This window comes from Buchnera aphidicola (Eriosoma lanigerum) (assembly GCF_964059125.1).
Taxonomy (GTDB): Bacteria; Pseudomonadota; Gammaproteobacteria; order Enterobacterales; family Enterobacteriaceae; genus Buchnera_D; species Buchnera_D aphidicola_C.
In genome coordinates, this window is the sequence record NZ_OZ060395.1 from 577,974 (window position 1) to 599,445 (window position 21,472).

Here is a 21,472-nt window from a genome sequence, read left to right on the forward strand (position 1 = left end):
TCTATACAATCTATTTTATTTAATATTAATTAATAATTATCAACTATAGTAAATGATATTTATTTATAAATAAAATTCATTATCTTTAAAAAATATATATATATTTTTTTTAATAAAAATATTTTTTCTGGATTATATTTATATAACTTAAATAGTGATTTTAATAGTAACTTGTAATCTTTTAAATAATGATCATTTAATACAGTTTTACAATATTTTTTCCAAACTAATTGTTCAACATTACTCAAACTAAAAAAATAATTTCTAGCACGATATCGAAATAATAATTCTTTCATTCTACAATCATGAAAAGATAACTTTATATTCGCTAATTTATTTGGAATACAATTACGTATTAATCTCATATTCTTTTTATCGTGCGAACTAAAAAAATTATTATATAATTGTAAATCAACATTATCTGATTTTGAAATAAAAGTTTTAACAGAAAAATAATTAAATATTTTTTTTTTTATGAAATGTATATTTTTTTTTATAACATGAAAATTATTAATAATTAAATTTTTGTCTATAGACAAACGATAATAGTCTTTACTATTAAAAATACTTTCTGAAAATAACGATGGACATTTATTAATATATAAAAAATTTAATCCAGATTGATACAACTGAATAAAAGTAATATCAGTAATAATTACACTATTTAAAATATTTAATAAATTTAATACATTATAAAATAAATCAAAAAAAATTAAAATATTATTATTTTTAGGATGCCATAATATAGGAACAATAATGCTCATATTGTTTCTTTTAGCTCCAAATATACTAGATATATAAATTATTAATTTCAATTCTGGATACTGAATAAAATTTAATATATTTTGTTTCTTTCTTAAATAAAACAAACAATTAAATAATTTATTTTTTTTTTCTTTTAATAATTTTGCCACTTCTATAGTTGCATATACATCTGATAATGCATTATGAACATCTAAATGTTTAATATTATTTAATTTAGAAAAATAACTTAATTTAAATATAGGATAATTAAATTTATCTTTATACCAAAATAAACCGTCAGGAGAAATAACGTAACATGCTCTTAATACATTTATGATATCCCATCTAGAATTATTATTTTTCCAAGACCATTCATAAGGATCAAAAAAATTTCGATAGAATAAATTTCTAGTAACTTCATCGTCAAATTGAATATTATTATAACCTAATATACAAGTATTACTTATAGAAAAATAATCATGAACTATTTTTGCAAAATCACATTCTTTTAATCCATTTTTTTTAAAAATATCTTGAGGTGTAATTCCCGTAATTATAACTGATTCAGGATGAGGCAAATAATCTATAGAAGGAATACAGTATATTAAAGATGATACATCAATTATATTAAAATCTAAATCAGTACGAACACAGGAAAATTGAGCTATTTTATCTAAAGCAGGACAAATACCAAAAGTTTCATAATCATAAAAAAGAAAATTTTTTGTTAAATTCATATTGTTTATTTTAAATTAAAATTAATATATAAAATATATATACAAAAAAAAAAAAAATTTTATAGATAATATTTATTTTTATATATTATCATATAACTTAATCAAAACATTTTTTGTTAAAAATAATTTTATTTTTTATTGGCTCCTCCGACTGGGTTCGAACCAGTGACATACGGATTAACAGTCCGCCGTTCTACCAACTGAACTACAGAGGAACAATTAATTTAAATATATAACAAATATTAATTAAAAAGTCAATACTACTTAATAAAAAATACGTTTGCTAATATTTATCATAGATGTAATATATTTAATAAAATATGAAAAGATTACTGGATTATTACAAAAAATTATTATAATATAATATATTATACGTAAAAAGGCCCTTTAGCTCAGTGGTAAGAGCAAACGACTCATAATCGTTTGGTCGCTGGTTCAAATCCAGCAAGGGCCAAAAATAAATCAATATTTCTTAAAAAATAAAAAGTTCAAAATATATTCTTTATTATGGTATATGTAATCAACAAAATAAAAAATAAAGGATCATATTCTATGCTAGATTTTCAAAAAGAATTTATTGAATTTTCTTTAAAAAAAAAAGCACTAACATTCGGAAAATATACGTTAAAATCAGGACGAATTAGTCCTTATTTTTTTAATACTAGTGTTTTTTATACAGGTAATGATATTATTAAATTAGGATACTTTTATGCTCATCTTATCATTTATTCTAAAATAAAATTCAATAGTTTATTAGGACTCGCTTATAAAGGTATTCCTATTGTAGTTTCTACAGCAATTGCATTAAATAAACAATTAAATTGTAATATTCCTTACGCTTTCAACCGAAAAGAAAATAAAAAATATGGTGATTACGGTTCTATTGTTGGAAATAATAATTCAAAAAATAATATTCTCATTATAGACGATGTAATTACGGCGGGAACAGCCATTCGAGAATCTATTACTCAAATACAAAAAAATCATCTTTCTGTTGCTTCATCATCAACGAATACAAAACGTATTTCTGCTGCAATTGTAGCGTTAAATCGAAATGAAATTGGATATAACAACATTGCTTCTATAAAAGAAATACATACACAATATCATTGTCCTGTATTCTCAATTATTACCATACAAAATCTACTCCAATTTATGATTGAAGAAAAAATTACATCATATGTGGAACAATTAACATTGTACTTAAAAAAATATAGTTCTTCAATCTAAAATTTAAATATATTAAGAAAATAATAAAAAACTCTATTGAAAAAAAAAAAATAGACCTCATTAATAATAACAGATCAGTAATAATATTAAAAATAGTATTATTTAAAATATAATTACACTAAACAAATTAAACAAAAAAATGAGGAGAATAACATGTCTTTCCATTCATTTTCTCTGATTCCAGAATTAAATAATGATATTTTTTCTGATAGATTTAAAGAAATAGATAAAATGTTTAGTACTATTACAGGTCAAAAACCTATATCCACTATTCCAAATTATGATCTTATACAAAAAGATGATAACCACTACCAATTAATAATTAGTATACCAGGATATCATGAAAATGAATTAGATATTGCTGTACATAAAAACCAATTATCAATTACTGGAAAAAAAACAGTTAATACTATAATTAATAATGATACAGATAAAAAAAAGATTTTACATAAAGGATTACCACCAAATAATTTTTCTATACATTTTAATCTTAATTACAGAATACAAGTAAATCAAGCAGAATTAAAACTTGGTTTATTAAATATAGATTTTCAATACCATATACCAGAAGAAGAAAAACCAAAGAAAATAATAATTCAAAATCAAGAACAAAAAACAATTGAAAAAAATAAAAATTAAATGTAATTAGTTAATATTTACACAGAAGAACTTTGATTAAAAATTAATATCAGCCCTTATTTTATTAAAATAAGGGCTGTTATTATATAAAAAAAAATTAATTTTAAATTTATAAATAACAATTTTTTCTATACAATAAATAAAAACATCACTTTATTCCAGAAGAACCAAATCCATGTGTTCCTCTCATACTTTTATGATTAGAAAAACTTTTTACTAAATTTAATTTTACTTGAATAACAGGAAGAAAAACAATTTGTGCAATTCTATCTCCTGGCATAATAGTAAATTTTTCTGTACTACGATTCCAAATTGAAACTAACAATTCTCCTTGATAATCAGAATCTATCAATCCAACTAAATTACCTAAGACAATACCATGTTTATGACCTAACCCAGATCGAGGTAAAATCATAGCAGTAATAGATGTATCTACAATATGAATAGCAATTCCTGTAGGTAATAAATATGTTTCATTTGGAATAAATATTTTTTCTTGATGAATACATGCTCTTAAATCTAAACCAGATGAACCATGAGTTATATATTGAGGATACGGAAACTCTGTTCCAATTCTTGTATCCAATATTTTAAAATTAATTTTATTCATTATATTTTTAAACATAAATTTTTATTAATTTAGTTTCGAATATTTACAATAGTATCTATAATTTAGATTGTAGAATAAAATTCATGAATAATATTAGAAAAAAAATTTCAATCTAAATTATAAAAAAATAATTATTTAATAAATATGAAATTCATAAATTATATATTTTATATACATTTTATTATAAGTTATCTTATACAATTAAAATATAAATATTTACTCAATATCATAATATTAATATATAAAATTGTTTAAAAATACTATATTAATTTATTGATAATAGAATCAATTACATTGATTAAATTAATGAATAATTAAACACAAAATACATTACAAAAATTTTTAAATAAATATATTTATACATTAGTTTATTTAATTCTCATTTTAAATAAAAAATTTATTTGATCAATTTCGAAGATGCATAAAAACTTGGATTAATAACAGAAAAATTAGAAGAAGATAAAATATAATTAATTCTTTTATCTATTTGTATACTCTGCATATATCCGCCTGATGCTATAATAATTGCATGTCCAGCTGCTATATCCCATATTGAAGTTTTTCCAAATCTAGGATATAATTGTACTTTCCCCTCAGCTACTAAACAAAATTTTAAAGATGAACCTAATCTAATTATTTGATTAAAATTAATATTCTGAAGATACTGATCTAATAAACGATTATCATGGGAACGACTTACAACTATATTAGGTGGATCATGATCAATTACTCTAATTTTTTCTATAATGTTATTTTGTTCTTTCCAAGCAGAATTATTCCAAGAATAATATAAGGTATTATACATTGGTGCATATATTAATCCCAAAACTGGAATACCATATTCAATTAAAGCCATATTCACAGTAAATTCATTATTATGATTAATAAATTCCTTAGTTCCATCTAATGGATCTATCAACCAATATTTATCAAAATCATTATAATCAGTATGATCAGCATAATTTTCTTCTGATAAAACAGGAATATCTGGTGTTAATTCTTGTAATCCTGTTATAATAATTTCATGAGAAACATAATCTGCATCAGTAACAGGTGATTGATTCTCCTTATAAAAAATCTTACTGGAAAATTCATTTTCATACATATATCTTATTCTATCTCCTGCCTGACGAATAAGAAAAACTAATTTTTTTAGCATAATTATTCCATATAATATTTTAATTTAATATTTAGATCATACAATTTTATAAATATTTTAAAATAACATAACAAATTAATAAAAAAATAAATAAATGTTATGATATATAATAAATAAAAATATTTTTAATATAATTAATACAATAAAAAAATTATCTATAAACAATATAAAAAAACTTTTATATTAATATAATTTCACTCTAAACAATTACGAACTAACATTAATTTTTATTGAAATAGTATGTTCTAAATGTGGTTGAAAAATTACTTCATAAATTCCAATATTTCTTATTAATCCAGAAGATAACTTAATTTCACTTTTTTTCACTAATACCCCTAATTCACTAATACGATTAGCAATATCTCTAGCTCCTATAGAACCAAACAACTTACCTTCTTCTCCTGATTTTACATAAATGTGAATTAATCCTAAATTAATTACTTTATCAGCCCTAATTTTAGCTAAAGACAACTGATTTATTTTTTCTAATTCAATTTTTTTTCTCTGTATTTCAAATAATTCAATATTTTTTTTAGTACCTATAACAGCTTTACCCTTAGGAATTAAAAAATTACGAGCATAACCTGATCTAACTTGTATTAATTCTCCAATTTTTCCAAGTTTATCTATTTTTTCTAATAAAATTACTTGCATAAATACTCACTTATAATTTTAATATATATTATATTATTGATGTTGATCTGTATAAGGTAACAAAGAAAGATAACGTGCTCTTTTTATAGCTCGAGCTAATTGACGTTGATACTTTGAACGAGTCCCAGTAATACGACTAGGGACAATTTTACCACTCTCTGTAATATAATTTTTTAACATAGATATATCTTTGTAGTCTATTTCTGTAATTCCTTCAGCAGTAAATCGACAAAATTTACGACGACGAAAATAACGTACCATAAGTTTCTCCAATTATTTATGAACTATTACTTGTTAATTAAAAAAATAATTTCTTATGCATTTAAAAATTATTAATTTAGAAATATTAATTAATATTACAATGCAACTTTATTTACTTTAGATATATTTGCCAATTTATGATGAATAATAACATTTCCTTTATCTTTGTATTCATCTTTATCTTTTAATTTTAACATTGGAGAAGATTCAATAATTGCTTTTTTCATTAATAAAATAATATTTCTAATAATACCATCATCTAATCGAAATATTTTTTCTAATTCCTTAATAACAATAGTATTAGTAAATATATTCATTAATACGTAATGAGCTTTATGTAGTTTATTAATAGAATATGCTAATTGACGTCTTCCCCAATCTTCTAAACGATATATTTTTCCATTCTGATCATAAATAATTTTTTTATATTGATCAATCATACTACTAACTTTTTCACTCTGATCAGGATGAACCATAATTAAAATTTCATAATGTCTCATAAAATATATATTCCTTCAAAAAAAAAATTTTGTATATACAAAATATAATTAAATAATATATTCTACTCAACGTAATATTTTATTTCGTATCATAGAAAAAAATATCTATACTTTATAGATACACAATATTATATAAAATATAATATCATATATAAGATTTCAAAATAATATTAGTAATCTAATTAAATATATTTAAATTATAATATATAATTTAAAAAACATACATAACATCAATGTTATACAACAATAATAATTAAAAATTACTTTAATAAATCTACTTCTATTTTATAATTAATCATATGAACTGATTTAATACAAACATGTAATATATCACCCAAATGATATTTAAATCCTGTATATCGACCTACTAACATATACTTTTGAGCATCAAAAATATATGTATCATTGTTTAATTTAGAAATATGTAAAAAAACATCTATCAAAAAATTAGTTAACCGAATAAAGCAACCTATACTAGTAATACTGACAATCATACCTTGAAAAGAATGATTAATTTTATCATGCATAAAATCACATTTTAACCAATCAAATACCAATCTTACAGCTTCATCTGTACATCGCTCTGTAATAGAACATAAATTACCTATTTTACTTATTCTATTAACATTATAATGAAATCTTCCTATTAAAGAATTATTCTTACTTAAATAATTTTTATGATTTTTTAATAAATATTTTATGGAACGATGTAATAATAAATCAGAATATCTACGAATTGGAGAAGTAAAATGTACATATGCTGATAAAGACAAACCAAAATGTCCTCTATTTTCAGAATCATATACAGCTTGTTTTAAAGAACGTAATACTAACAATTGAATAATATGATAATCTTTTCTATGAGAAATTGTTTTTAATAAATGATTATAATGAAAAATACTTGGGTTCTTTTCTATTAACCAATTTACGTTTAATTCTTTTAATATTAATTTTAATTTTATTATATTATTTATACTAGGAGGATCATGGTCTCTAAATAAAGTAGATTCATGAAATTTTACAAGAAACATAGCCGATACAGTATTTGCAAGAATCATACAAAATTCAATCAATTTATTTACTTTATTTCCACATTGAAGATAAATATTTTTTATTTTTCCATTCGTATTTAATACAAATTTTGGCTCTATAATATTAAAAAAAATACCTTTTTTAAATTCTGTAGATTGATTTAAACATGTATATAAATTTTTTAAATTATTGAATTCTAACAATAAATAATTAAATTTTTTAATTAATAACTTATCTCCTTTCCATATTTTATCAATTTCAGAATAAGTCATTCTACCATGAGAACGTATAATAGCTTCATAGTGATAATATGATATAATTTTTCCTTCAGTAGATAGTTTTACTTCACATACTAAAACTAATCTATCTACATGTGGCAATAAAGAACATAAATTTATAGATAATTGTTCAGGTAACATAGGAACTACCCTAGAAGGAAAATAAATTGAATTTCCTCTTTTTTGTGCTTCTTTGTCTAAAGCACTACCAGGATGAACATAATAACTAACATCAGAAATTGCAATTTTTATATTCCATGTAGAACTATTAATTTTATGACAATAAATAGCATCGTCAAAATCATTTGCATAATCATCATCTATGGTAATAAAAGGAAGATGACGTAAATCTACTCTATTTTGAAAATCAATTTTTGACAAACTTGTACAACGAATAGTATTTAATTCTTTGTGGATATTCTGATTCCATACATCTGAAATTGAATAGTTATGAATAGCTATCTTAATTGCTAATTTAAGATTCATTGCATGTCCAATAACACGTAAAATTTGTCCTAAAGCTAAAGATTTTCGTATAGAACGACGTAATAACTTTACTGATACTATGGATCCATTAGTAATAGTATGTACTTTACTAATAATTAATATCATAAAACAAAAACGATTATCATAAGGAACCACAAGTATTTGATTTTTTTTTATGATACATTGTCCAATAATTGCATGAATATTTGGTTTAAGTATTTTAATAATTTTAGTTTCTATTTTATTTTTTTTACAAGAAAACGAATTAGTTGCTAAAACAAAATCTCCATGAATACATAATTTCATGTTCTCAATAGAAATCCACATATCTTGTTTAGAAATATTTGTTTTTAAAAATCCATATCCATCTCTATGACCTATAATATTTCCAGTAAAAAATTTTAAAAATTCAGGTAAAGTATAAAAATATTTAGATTGACTTACAATCATTCCATTTTGTTCCATGGATTTCAATTTTTTATAAAAAATATTTTTATGAATTGTAGTAGAAATATTAAAAATTAGAGCTAATTTTTTTCTATTTATTAATTTTTTAGTTTTGTACAACTTGTTATATATTAGTTGTGAATCAGGTAATATATTCTTATTTTTTAAATTTTTTTTAATATGGTAGGCAGATACTACCGTCATGCTAACTCCAAATACTAAACTAAAAATTAAAATAAAATTACAAAAATTATATTATATTTCATTACTGTATTAATATATATATAATTAATAATTATTATTTAATTATTAATTTAAATAAAAAACAATAAAATTTATATTAATATTATTTTAAAAAATACATATACATATATTATTTAATATTTTTTTAATTTTTTAAATTATACAAATATAGTGATAAGACAATAATATTATAAACATGGATTATTTAATATGATTATATCATTTCGTTCTGGTCCTGTTGAAATCATATCAATAGGAATACCTACCATAGATTCAATTTCTAAAATATAGTTTTTCGCTTCTAAAGGTAATAAATTAAATGATCGGACACCAACGGTACTACCTAACCAACCAGGAAGAATCTTATATACAGGAGATAAATTATTCCATTCATCCACAGAAAATGGAGTACAAGTAATTTGAGTACCATTTGATAATTTATAAGCAATACAGATTTTAATTTCTTTTAACCCATCTAATACATCTAATTTAGTCATGCATAAAGCAGATAAAGAATTTATTTGTATACATCTACGTAATGCAACTATATCTAACCAACCAGTACGTCTTCTTCTTCCTGTACTAGATCCTAGCTCTTTTCCAATATTAAAAAAATGTAAATCTATTTCATCAAATAATTCTGTAGGAAATGGACCAAAACCTACTCTAGTAGTATAACATTTAGTAACACCTAAAATATAATCGATTGCAAGAGGACCTACACCAACTCCAGAACAAACTCCTCCAGAAATACTATTTGAAGAAGTAACATATGGATACGTTCCATGATCAATATCAAGAAATGTTCCCTGAGCTCCTTCAAACATTATTTTTTTATCATTTTTCATGGCTATATCTAATGTATTTGGAATATCTTGAATCATATTCAATAAATCATCACGAACACTTAATATATCTTTAATAATAACATCATAATTAACCACTTTAGAATGATAATAATTGGATAATAAAAAATTATAATAATTAACATTTTTTCTTAAATTTACAGAAAATAATTGTATATTTTTTAAATCACCAATTCTCAAACCTCTACGAGCTACTTTATCTTCATATACAGGACCAATACCTCTACCAGTGGTACCAATAATTGTCGTATTTCCATTACTATTATTATCATCTACTGAATGCAAACGTTTTTCTCGAGCTTGATCCATAGCAACATGATACTCTAACAATAAAGGAGAAGATTCAGAAATCATAATTCTATTTTGCAAATTATAAATACCTTGTTTTTGAAGCATTCGAATTTCATTTAATAAATCACGAGGAGATATCACTACTCCATTACCAATTACTCCAAAAATATGATTATGTAATAAACCAGAAGGTAATAAATGCAAAACCGTTTTTTTATTATTTACAACTAATGTATGACCTGCATTATGCCCACCTTGATATCGTACAATATAATTTACGTTAGGAGACAGTAAATCAATAATTTTACCTTTTCCTTCATCACCCCATTGTGTTCCTATAATTATAATATTTTTTCCCATTTATTTATCTTATATTTTAATTTTAAATTTACTTATATATAACATTATTAATAGTATATATATACATCATAATATGTAATTTATATATATATATTAATAATTTATTTAATATACTACTATCTATATACTATCATCTAATTTTCAAAGTTTTTAACTATTGCAATTACAAATTACTATTTTATTATTATAAATCATTTTTTAATTTAAAAATCATTAATTTTTTTTTCATAGAAGACAAGATTTTTGTAGCTTGTATATGAGATAAAGATCTAATCTTCTCAGATTCTTCTATAGCACTAGAACGATAACTATTAGCAATAGTATTACACATATCATGTACATAACAAAATACCGTACTAAAATTACTTATAGGAAAACTAAAATTTTGAATTTTTATATCTAAAATTTTGATTCCTAAAGATTCTAAATTACTATTTTTATGAATACTTTTATAAATATTGCTATTCTGATACTGTATTTTATTTATTAAATGAATATCATGAGTATCCGTTTTATCAGTATTAATAAAATTAATTATTTTTTCTGAAATTGGCTTTACAAGTAATTGAGTTTTTAACTTATATAGAGAAAATGTATGAATTCCTATTTTGTTAAAGTTTAGACTACTTATTTGATTTTGCAATAAATTATTTAATTGATTAATAATTAACAATTTAATTATACTTTTTTTTTGATTTATAGTAGATAAATAAAAATTTTTAAAATTTTTAATTTTCCATTGAATATAAATATTTATATATATTTTTTTTTTATCTTTAGTTATAAACCATTTTCCATGATTATCTATTGTTTGTATACGAGAATCAAATAGTCTAACAGATTCTATATATGGTATTTTTACATGTAATCCAGGTAAAAATAATTGTGTATGTTTTCTATGATTAACAACAATTTTACCTAAATGCAATATAATTGCTCGTTGTCCTTCGTGGACAATAAAAAAAGATGAAGATAAAAATATACAAAGAGTAGAAAAAAAAGCAAATATTACTTTATTTATATTCATTGAATCCTCTAGAATATTACTAAATATGATTATTAATATAATATGTAATTATAATTAAATATATATAATTATATTCAACAAAAAAATAATATTTTTATTAAAAAAAACTTAAATACTAACATTTAATACATAAAAACAACTAATACAACACATTATAAAAACAATCAATAATACTGATTTTATTAACATTAAATATAAACAAATAACAACAATTTTAGATATAAATAATATTTTATTTTCTTATTTCTAAAAATTTACGTATTTTATAGAATTCAATTTCTCGAAACATTTTTCTTTCATGTTCATGCGCTACGTTTAAAACTCTTTTAGAATAATTTTCTGCATCCCTGATACATTTTTTTTTATATGCTTTAGCTAAATTTAACTCATTCCAATTACTTGTAATTAACTTAGGAACAGAAATTTTAGTAAAATATACATTTAAAATTTTTATCCCTAACTGATAATTGCTAATAGATTTTTGTATTTTATTTTTAATATGATTATTAATCAATTTTAAATTATGAAAAAATATATCATGCATAGAAATATAATCAGATAAACTATATAATTCACTATTTAAAATTTGATGAAGTATATGAGAAGGTTGAACTGAAGAAAAAGAATACGATACAGGATCAATTACAATATATTCTAATTTCATTTTCGTAAAAATAACATTTTTTTCTGTAGTAAATATTATTCCTGAAGAAAATATTTTTTTTATAGAATGAATATCAACAATTTTAATTTTTGTAATAAATCTTGGTTTCCAATAAACACCAGGTGATAATATACAACTAAATTTTCCAAAATTTGTCACAACTCCTCTTTCATTAAATTTAATTATATACCAACTACTTATTATCCATATAAAAAAAAATGATAATAAAAAAAACAAAATAGCATATTTAATTCTATTATTTAACTGAATATTACAACAATTGTACATTTTTTTTTTAATCATAATTAAAATATTTAACATTTTTTTTGTACAATAAATAATAAAACATTTAATTTTTACTATATTTTTATTATTTTTTTTATCTTTCCAAGGATTAAAATTAGGTTGATTATTATTGGGTTGATTCCAAGGCATTTAATACTCCATAGAAAACGTATGATAATTATAATATAATTATATATATACCATATCAAGTTTAATATAGCGAATAAATCCCATCATCTTTAACTAAAATTAAGCTTAAATAATCTTAAAATTATACAATAATTCTGTTGTTTACAAAATAAATTATTAAATTAAGTTAAAAATAGTAAAATATTACTAATCAAAAAATAAATTAACATGAAAATACAATATCAACAGTAACGATCATTCATACTATAATAGCAACAAATAAATATATATTGAATGTTTGTTAAAATAATAATTTTAATACTATAATTATTAATTAATATTTTAATTAAATTTATTAATATAATCTGATATTATATTATATATAAGAGTTACAGATAAATCTAAATTATCACTATCAATAAAAAACAAATTTTTCCATTTTTGAGACCAAGTAATTTGTCTTTTAGCAAATTGTCTAGTGGAACAAATACTTTTAAAAATCATGTCATCGTATGTACATTTACCAGATAAATACTTCCACATTTGACGATATCCTAAATGTTGTATAGAAGGTAAATTAAAATGTAAATCACCTCTATTAAACAACTTTTCAACTTCTTTTTCAAATCCCATATCTAGCATATTTTTAAATCTATTTTCAATTCTATTATGTAATATAGATCTACTAAATGGGACTAAAAAAAATTGTAAAACATTATATGGAAAACAATAAAATTCTTTTCTAAAATGAGTAGTTAAATTTTTTCCGGATGCTAAAAAAATTTCAATAGCTCGTATTATTTTTTTTATATCATTTGGATGAATACTTAATGATGATTGATAATCTATCTTTTGTAAATATTGATGTAACAGTGATTTTTGATCATGAATTATATTGTTTTTTATTTTCGAACGAAAATTTAAATTACTAGAAGGTAAAGAAACTAAACCATTTAGCAAAGATTTATAATATAACATTGTTCCACCTACTAAAATAGGAATTCTCTTATTTAATATTATTTTATTAATTTCATATAAAGCATCTTTCCGAAAATCTTCTACTGAATAAATATCAACAGGATCTCTAATATTTATTAATCGATGAGGATGTTTTAATAAATCAGATATGGTAGGTTTTGCAGTACCAATGTTCATTTCTTTATATATTAAACCTGAATCTACACTAATAATATCTATAGGTAAATTATTTCTTAAATGTAAAACTACATGAGTTTTTCCACTTGCTGTCGATCCCATTAAAAATATCACAATAGGTAATGTATTTTTTATATTCATATAGTAGTTATTATTAAAATAATTATTAATGTTAATATATTAATTATAAAAAAAAATAATAAATTAAAAAATATCATATTTAAAAATATTAATTAGTATTACATAAAAAATTATATATAAAAAGTTTTATACTATATAATATTCTTAAAAAAAATAACAATCTTAAACAATAACAATAAATTCTGTTATATTATTAAATAGTAGTTTAGTGAATTTATATTTTAAATATTATTTGAATAATTATTAATAATATTAGTAATCATTCAAATAATTTTTATATATACATTATAAACATTCCAAAATAATAAATTATTATATATATGTTATTTTATATAATTTCTACTAAAATAACTAAATTAATATAAAAATTGCAATATAATTCCACATTGATTATTTTATGAATTAAATTATATTTAATAAAAATAATAATAATAACAAGTTTATAACATTATCATTATACAATCATATTATTTTTATATATACATAATTTAATCATTAATAAATGTTTTTTATTATTAAAATCTATAATATTCATAAATAATTAAAAAAAATGTAACAAATTTATATTAACATATTTAATTATAAGAATTATGAAAATGTGTTCATAACATTTATAAATATTAATTTATTAAATTATATTCATATTTATAACTTATTATTTTTCATTTATAATTTAAATATAATTAAGTACAATACTATTATTTAAAAATTTTTATATTTATCAAATATAAAAACAACAATATTATTAATTTTGAAATACTTATTTTTAAATTATATTAATTAATATTTAAATTCATAAAAATTTTAATTTATTAGATATTATATTGAATATACTATTTTTTATTTTTTAATAATTTAAATATAATTAAAATATATAAATTATTAATTTAATATATATCAGATAATATCTAAATTAAATCAATGAATATTTTAAAAAAAAATACTATTTTTATAAATAGTAAAATAAAATATTTATAAATATATATAATTAATAATATCATTTTTTAATTTAATTTATATAAAAATATATAAATAACTTATTTTACCTTAAATAAAAATTAAGTTTTCCAATTATTATACATATTAATTAAATTCTGAGTCGATGAATCATAATTTATGTTTGATTTTCCTGTTCTTAATTGTAAATAAATTTCAGATGCTAATTCTTTTCCTAATTCTACTCCCCATTGATCAAAACTAAAAATATTGAAAATTACTCCTTGAGTAAAAATTTTATGTTCATATAAAGATAATAACGATCCTAAAGAATAAGGAGAAATTTTATTTACTAAAATAGAATTAGTCGGTCTATTTCCTTCGCATATTTTAAAGTTAGAAATGTTTTTTAAAGATTCCATAGGAATTGTATAATTAACAACTTCTTCAGAATGATCATCTATATACTTACCAAATGCTAATGCTTTTGTTTGTGCAAAAAAATTAGATAATAATCGAACATGATGATCACCTAATTTATTATGTGTACATACTGGAGCTATAAAATCAGCAGGAACAATTTTAGTTCCTTGATGCAATAGTTGATAAAATGCATGTTGACCATTAGTTCCAGATTCTCCCCATATAATAGGTCCAGTTTGCCATGAAACTTTTTTTCCATTTCTATTTATTGACTTTCCATTAGATTCCATATTGCATTGTTGTAAATAAGTGGAAAATTTATGCATATTTTGATCATAAGCAAAAATAGCTTCAGTTTCAAAACAAAAAAAATTATTATACCATATACCAATTAATGCTAAAATTATTGGAATATTGTTTTCTAAATTTGTATATCGAAAATGTTTATCCATATCATGAGCACCAGATAATAATTCCATAAAATTCTCAAATCCAATAGAAAGCATAATAGAAAGTCCAACTGATGACCATAAAGAATATCTTCCCCCTACCCAATCCCAAAATTCAAAAAAATGTTCATTATGAATTCCAAACTTTTCAACTTCTGCAAAATTCATAGATACAGCTAAAAAATGATTACTCATATACTTAATATTACCAGTTTTTTCTAAAAACCAATTTCTAGCACTATATGCATTAATCATAGTTTCTTCTGTTGTAAAAGTTTTAGAAGTAATAATAAATAAAGTAGTTTCTGGATCAATAACTTTTAATACTTCAGAAATATGAGTTCCATCTAAATTAGAAACATAATGTAAATTTAAATGATTTTTATATGGACGAAGTGCTTCAGTTACCATATAAGGTCCTAAATTCGATCCTCCTATTCCTATATTTACAATATCTGTAATAGATTTTCCAGTATATCCTTTTTGTTTTCCATTAATAACTAACTCAGAAAATTTTTTCATTTTATGTAATACATAACGAATATTAGGCATAATATCATTACCATCTACAATAATAGATGTATTAATATCATTTCTTAAAGCAGTATGTAATACAGCACGATTTTCTGTATAATTAATTTTACATCCATTAAACATTGATTGAATTTGATGTTCCAAATGTAATTCTTGAGCTAAAGTTATTAAAAGTTTAATTGTTTCAACATTAATCCTATTTTTTGAAAAATCTACTAGCATTATATTTTTGAATAATAAAGAAAATTTGTTAAATCTATTTTCATCCTGAAAAAATAGATCTTTCATATGAATATTTTTTATCGCTTCAAAATGATTTTTTAAATTTTTCCATGAATTAGTTTGAATTGGATCTATAAATGTCATAATTAGGCTCTCTTATAATATTAATATAATAAAAAAATGCAAAATATGAAAAGTTAATACAACATATTTAGAAATTATTCAATATGAAATTATTAATTTATGTAATAAAATTACGTTAAATTATACTTATTATTAATTATTTTTTTTTTACTTTTTTATAAAAAAAATAAATTATAATTAATTATCTCATCAATTAAAGTGATATTTACAATAATAATTATATAAATTAAAATTCGTCATATATATTTATATATATTAAAAACAATAGATTATTAATATAAATTAACTATATTTAATTAAATTAATAAATTTAATTTAATTAAATATACATAATATTTATAAAACTATCATATATTTTACTTAAAAAAAATAATAAAAATTATATATTATATAACATTTATATTTAAAATACATATTTTATTTTTAAGAAAAATAGTAATTTAATTTTATCAATCAATAACAAAATGAAATAATATATCTTAAAATTATGATATACTTTTATGAAAAATATAATATATTTATATTAATAATACTATCATTAATATTAAATAATTGAATCATAATATAAAAATTTCATTAAAATAAAATGTACGAAGAATTATTCTTATAAACTTGTATTATATATAACAATAAAATTGTTATCATAATAAATTATACCATATTATATATATATAAATAATATAAAAATATATGATATAAATCATCAATATAATTAAATTTAAATAAAAGATATTCATCATATATCAATCTACAATGTATATATTAAATTAAATATTATTCTTGTATAAAAATATTATACTAAATAAAATTCTTACAATACAAAATGTATTTAATTATTTAACATTTATTTTTCTCGATTCATGTAATGATCATTGAGAAATTATTAATTACTATACTATATATTCAAAAGTAAAAAATTTTTATTTAGGTATAATAATTATATTCAAATATAATAATCACTATTTAATATATATTTTACTTCTCTTTATTATTAAATAAGAAACTTACTTGTTTACTCATAAAAAAAATACTATTAATATTCTATATCTTATCAATAATATTTATTTCATAAATATAGAAAATTTTTAAATGAATAATAATCAAAAAAATTTAATATGGATAGATCTAGAAATGACTGGATTAAATCCAGAACAACATCGAATTATTGAAATTGCTACATTAGTGACGAATGCTCAACTAAAAATATTAGCCATAGGTCCTGTCATTCCAATTTTTCAACCTAAATATAGGTTGAAAATAATGGAAAAAACAATCTATAATATGCATAAAAAAAATGGTTTACTAGATTTAGTAAAAAATAGTAAATTTCATGAAAAAAAAGCAGAATCATACACAATTAATTTTCTAAAAAAATGGGTACCTAAAAATATTTCACCAATTTGTGGAAATACAGTTGGGCAAGATAGAAGATTTCTGCATAAATATATGCCAAATTTAGAATCATATTTTCATTATCGATATATAGATGTAAGTACCATAAAAGAATTAGCATATAGATGGAAGCCTAAAATTTTAAAAAATTTTCGTAAAAAAAATAATCATTCTGCATTAGATGATATTTATGAATCTATTTTAGAATTACAATTCTATAAAAAATATTTTATAAAAATATAATATCAAAATAAAATATATAACAAATAACATTTATCTATTATTAAAATAAATAAAAAATTATTAAACAAATACTTGATAAAAATTTAATTTTTAGAATATAATAAACAAATAATTTATATATGCGGGAATAGCTCAGTTGGTAGAGTACAACCTTGCCAAGGTTGGGGTCGCGAGTTCAAATCTCGTTTCCCGCTAAATATATTTATTAAAAATAACACTATCAAAAAAATATAAAAATATATACATAATTGTGTTTAAAAGATACATATAAAAATGATTTTAAACAATCCAATATACAATTTCTCACCAAATGTAATACAAATCTAATTTTAACATTTTCAATATTTAATTTAAGTATACATATCATTAACATTATATACTTAAATAAAATTTATTTTTTATTTTTATTAAAAATTATATTATAAAAAATAATTATTTTTAAATAAGATAAACATACAACATAAATAATAAGTAAATCAATTTATCTAAAAAATAAAAATTATTTATATATACAATAAATATAATAAATAATTTCCAATCTATTTTAATTAGATACATTCATAAATTATTTTAAATAATACGAAATTTTTTATTAAATTTTTCAATTCTACCACCTGTATCTACTGATCTTTGTTGACCTGTGTAAAATGGATGACAAGCAGAACATACATCTAAAGTAATATTTTTAGAAATAGTAGATAATATTTTTTTTATATCACCACAAGAACAAGTCGCTATAATTTGAAAAATCTTTGGATGAATATTTTTTTTCATAACAATCCCTTTATAGTATTAATTCATTTGTAAAAAATTTATTTTTTTATAATATACTACATAAATATCGTAATACTATATTGTAACGAAAATAAAATTATATAATACATCACACTAGATAATAAAGTTCAAATTTAATATTTTAGAATATAATTCTAGCAAAACATTAACTAGTTAAGTAATATACTAAATATTAATATTTAATTAATAAAAAAAATAATATAATATTTGATTTTTATCTATATAAACGAATAAAAAAATAAATATCAACAATATAAGAATTTAATGTCAATAATAGTAACATAAATTAATTTATGAATTAATAAACAATTCAAGAAATTAATAGTTATATAATAAAAATTATATAAATAACAGATACAAATTTAATTTTTATATATTACATATATCATTATTTTATAAAAATTATATATATTTATTTAATAAAAAAAAAATAATTTTAATTATTTTAATCTATAACAACAATCACTGTGTATTAAGATATAATAATTATGACAACTATATTGAGTATTAGAATTAAAAATACAATTGCTATTGGCGGAGATGGACAAGCCACCCTAGGTAATACAGTAATGAAAAGTAATGTTAAAAAAGTACGTACTTTATATAATAATCAAATCATTGCTGGTTTTGCTGGAGGAACAGCTGATGCTTTTACTTTATTTGAATTATTTGAACAAAAATTAGATATGTATCAAGGTCAACTACAAAGATCTGCAATTGAATTAGCTAAAGATTGGAGAACAGATAGAATCTTACGTAAATTAGAAGCAATTCTCGCTGTTGCTGACCAAAAAAACTCTTTAATTATAACAGGAAATGGAGATGTCATTCAACCAGAAGACAACTTAATTGCTATAGGATCTGGTGGTCCATATGCACAAGCAGCAGCAAAAGCATTAATGGATAATACTCAATTTGATGCTGTTACAATAGTAAAAAAAGCACTTACAATTGCTGCAAATATTTGTATATACACAAATCACAATTTTACAATTAAAGAATTATCTTCCGAAAAGTAAGGATGACTCTATGTCTGAAATGACTCCTCAGGAAATCGTAAAAGAATTGGATAAATTTATTATTGGACAAAATGCAGCCAAACGAGCTGTATCGATAGCACTAAGAAATCGATGGCGTCGTATGCAATTAAATGATGAATTACGTCACGAAATTACTCCTAAAAATATTTTAATGATTGGACCTACTGGAGTTGGAAAAACAGAAATAGCTAGGAGATTAGCGAAACTAGCAAATGCACCTTTTATTAAAGTAGAAGCCACAAAATTTACAGAAGTAGGTTATGTTGGAAAAGAAGTTGATTCTATTATTAGAGAACTAACTGATTCTGCAATAAAAATGATAAGGATGCAAGAAATAAAAAAAAATCAAAATAAAGCTAAAGAATTAGCTGAAGAACGTATTTTAGATGTACTTATTCCTACTCCTAAAAATAATTGGGATAAAAACAATACTAATGAACGTCCTATTTCTACTATACAATCATTTAGAAAAAAATTAAGAGAAGGTTCGTTAGATGAAAAAGAAATTGAAATTAATATAGCTAGCATTCCAATGGGAATAGAAATTATGGCTCCTCCCGGAATGGAAGAATTAACTAGTCAATTACAATCTTTATTCCAAAATTTAAGTGGAAAAAAACAAAATACTAGAAAATTAAAAATTAAAGATGCAATGAAATTATTAATTGAAGAAGAATCAACAAAATTAATTAATGCAGAAGAAATTAAAAAAAAAGCTATTAATTCTGTAGAACAAAACGGTATTGTATTTATTGATGAAATAGATAAAGTTTGTAAAAGAGGTAATAATACTTCTGGTGCCGACATTTCTAGAGAAGGTGTACAACGTGATTTATTACCATTAGTAGAAGGATGTACTGTATCTACTAAACACGGTATGGTCAAAACTGATCATATTTTATTCATTGCCTCTGGAGCTTTTCAAACATCAACTCCTTCTGACTTAATTCCTGAATTACAAGGTCGTCTACCAATTAGAGTAGAATTAAAAGCTTTAACTATAGATGATTTTGAAAGAATTTTAACTGAACCTAATGCTTCAATTACTGTTCAATATAAAGCATTAATTCAAACAGAAGGAATTACTATTAATTTCACTAAAGAAGGAATACGATCTATTGCTGAAGCGGCTTGGAAAGTTAATGAATCTATGGAAAATATTGGTGCTAGAAGATTACACACTGTATTAGAAAAATTAATGGAAGATATATCATTTAATGCATCTAATAATACTAATGAATCCTCAATTAATATCAATCCTGTATATGTCAGTAAACATCTTGATCAATTAATATCTAATACTGATCTCAGTCGATTTATTTTATAAATATTGTATATTACATATATATTATGTAT

The 21,472-nt window shown here is 20.8% G+C and carries 18 protein-coding genes and 3 tRNA genes; 7 read left to right on the forward strand and 14 right to left on the reverse strand.

What is annotated here, in order from left to right; translation table 11 throughout:
• Nucleotides 1-59: 59 nt before the first annotated feature.
• Both sbcB and AB4W75_RS02500 read right to left on the reverse strand, forming a co-directional pair.
• On the reverse strand, nt 60-1,481 hold the full coding sequence (gene sbcB, locus AB4W75_RS02495; RefSeq protein WP_367679387.1) for an exodeoxyribonuclease I: 1,422 nt from the start codon (nt 1,479-1,481) through the stop codon (nt 60-62).
• 139 nt (nt 1,482-1,620) lie between these two features.
• Nucleotides 1,621-1,696: transfer RNA gene (locus AB4W75_RS02500), tRNA-Asn, on the reverse strand.
• A gap of 166 nt (nt 1,697-1,862) precedes the next feature.
• Between AB4W75_RS02500 and AB4W75_RS02505 the strand changes: the two genes are divergently transcribed.
• The 3 genes from AB4W75_RS02505 (at nt 1,863) to AB4W75_RS02515 (ending at nt 3,350) form a co-directional block, all read left to right on the forward strand.
• A tRNA-Ile gene (locus AB4W75_RS02505) sits at nt 1,863-1,935 on the forward strand.
• Between the two features lie 98 nt (nt 1,936-2,033).
• On the forward strand, nt 2,034-2,711 hold the full coding sequence (gene pyrE / locus AB4W75_RS02510) for an orotate phosphoribosyltransferase (RefSeq protein ID WP_367679388.1): 678 nt from the start codon (nt 2,034-2,036) through the stop codon (nt 2,709-2,711).
• Between the two features lie 153 nt (nt 2,712-2,864).
• Nucleotides 2,865-3,350 (forward strand): Hsp20 family protein, encoded by a 486-nt coding sequence (locus AB4W75_RS02515; protein ID WP_367679389.1) that lies wholly within the window; start codon nt 2,865-2,867, stop codon nt 3,348-3,350.
• 148 nt (nt 3,351-3,498) lie between these two features.
• On the opposite strand, the gene dut is transcribed toward AB4W75_RS02515, so the two are convergent.
• The 11 genes from dut to pgi all read right to left on the reverse strand — a co-directional run bounded on the left by dut (nt 3,499) and on the right by pgi (nt 16,646).
• On the reverse strand, nt 3,499-3,963 hold the full coding sequence (gene dut, locus AB4W75_RS02520; RefSeq protein ID WP_367679684.1) for a dUTP diphosphatase: 465 nt from the start codon (nt 3,961-3,963) through the stop codon (nt 3,499-3,501).
• Between the two features lie 394 nt (nt 3,964-4,357).
• A complete protein-coding gene (cysQ, locus tag AB4W75_RS02525) occupies nt 4,358-5,119 on the reverse strand; it encodes a 3'(2'),5'-bisphosphate nucleotidase CysQ (protein ID WP_367679390.1) in 762 nt (253 codons plus the stop codon).
• Nucleotides 5,120-5,326: 207 nt separating this feature from the next.
• Entirely contained in the window at nt 5,327-5,773 is a 447-nt protein-coding gene (gene rplI / locus AB4W75_RS02530) for a 50S ribosomal protein L9 (RefSeq protein ID WP_367679391.1), read from the reverse strand.
• A 33-nt stretch (nt 5,774-5,806) separates the two neighbouring features.
• Nucleotides 5,807-6,034, reverse strand: coding sequence for a 30S ribosomal protein S18 (gene rpsR / locus AB4W75_RS02535; protein WP_367679392.1), 228 nt, complete (start codon nt 6,032-6,034; stop codon nt 5,807-5,809).
• 95 nt (nt 6,035-6,129) lie between these two features.
• Entirely contained in the window at nt 6,130-6,534 is a 405-nt protein-coding gene (rpsF, locus tag AB4W75_RS02540) for a 30S ribosomal protein S6 (RefSeq protein WP_367679393.1), read from the reverse strand.
• A gap of 260 nt (nt 6,535-6,794) precedes the next feature.
• Nucleotides 6,795-8,981 carry a ribonuclease R gene (gene rnr, locus AB4W75_RS02545; RefSeq protein WP_367679394.1) on the reverse strand — a complete coding sequence of 729 codons (2,187 nt, stop codon included), beginning with the start codon at nt 8,979-8,981 and terminating at the stop codon, nt 6,795-6,797.
• Nucleotides 8,982-9,208: 227 nt separating this feature from the next.
• Nucleotides 9,209-10,537: an adenylosuccinate synthase gene (locus AB4W75_RS02550; RefSeq protein ID WP_367679395.1), complete on the reverse strand. Its 1,329-nt coding sequence runs from the start codon at nt 10,535-10,537 to the stop codon at nt 9,209-9,211.
• Between the two features lie 184 nt (nt 10,538-10,721).
• Nucleotides 10,722-11,564 carry a protease modulator HflC gene (hflC, locus tag AB4W75_RS02555; RefSeq protein ID WP_367679396.1) on the reverse strand — a complete coding sequence of 281 codons (843 nt, stop codon included), beginning with the start codon at nt 11,562-11,564 and terminating at the stop codon, nt 10,722-10,724.
• 232 nt (nt 11,565-11,796) lie between these two features.
• Nucleotides 11,797-12,663 (reverse strand): SPFH domain-containing protein, encoded by an 867-nt coding sequence (locus tag AB4W75_RS02560; protein WP_367679397.1) that lies wholly within the window; start codon nt 12,661-12,663, stop codon nt 11,797-11,799.
• Between the two features lie 321 nt (nt 12,664-12,984).
• Nucleotides 12,985-13,938: a tRNA (adenosine(37)-N6)-dimethylallyltransferase MiaA gene (miaA, locus tag AB4W75_RS02565; protein WP_367679398.1), complete on the reverse strand. Its 954-nt coding sequence runs from the start codon at nt 13,936-13,938 to the stop codon at nt 12,985-12,987.
• Between the two features lie 1,058 nt (nt 13,939-14,996).
• Nucleotides 14,997-16,646 carry a glucose-6-phosphate isomerase gene (gene pgi / locus AB4W75_RS02570; protein WP_367679399.1) on the reverse strand — a complete coding sequence of 550 codons (1,650 nt, stop codon included), beginning with the start codon at nt 16,644-16,646 and terminating at the stop codon, nt 14,997-14,999.
• A 1,089-nt stretch (nt 16,647-17,735) separates the two neighbouring features.
• Here pgi and orn point away from each other — a divergent pair.
• Both orn and AB4W75_RS02580 read left to right on the forward strand, forming a co-directional pair.
• A complete protein-coding gene (gene orn, locus AB4W75_RS02575; RefSeq protein ID WP_367679400.1) occupies nt 17,736-18,281 on the forward strand; it encodes an oligoribonuclease in 546 nt (181 codons plus the stop codon).
• Between the two features lie 121 nt (nt 18,282-18,402).
• Nucleotides 18,403-18,475: transfer RNA gene (locus AB4W75_RS02580), tRNA-Gly, on the forward strand.
• Between the two features lie 376 nt (nt 18,476-18,851).
• Here the strand turns inward: AB4W75_RS02580 and rpmE are convergent.
• On the reverse strand, nt 18,852-19,055 hold the full coding sequence (gene rpmE / locus AB4W75_RS02585; protein WP_367679401.1) for a 50S ribosomal protein L31: 204 nt from the start codon (nt 19,053-19,055) through the stop codon (nt 18,852-18,854).
• A 509-nt stretch (nt 19,056-19,564) separates the two neighbouring features.
• Between rpmE and hslV the strand changes: the two genes are divergently transcribed.
• Nucleotides 19,565-20,095 (forward strand): ATP-dependent protease subunit HslV, encoded by a 531-nt coding sequence (gene hslV, locus AB4W75_RS02590; protein ID WP_367679402.1) that lies wholly within the window; start codon nt 19,565-19,567, stop codon nt 20,093-20,095.
• Nucleotides 20,096-20,105: 10 nt separating this feature from the next.
• Complete coding sequence (gene hslU / locus AB4W75_RS02595; protein ID WP_367679403.1) at nt 20,106-21,443, forward strand: HslU--HslV peptidase ATPase subunit; 1,338 nt, start codon at nt 20,106-20,108, stop codon at nt 21,441-21,443.
• Nucleotides 21,444-21,472 lie beyond the last annotated feature (29 nt).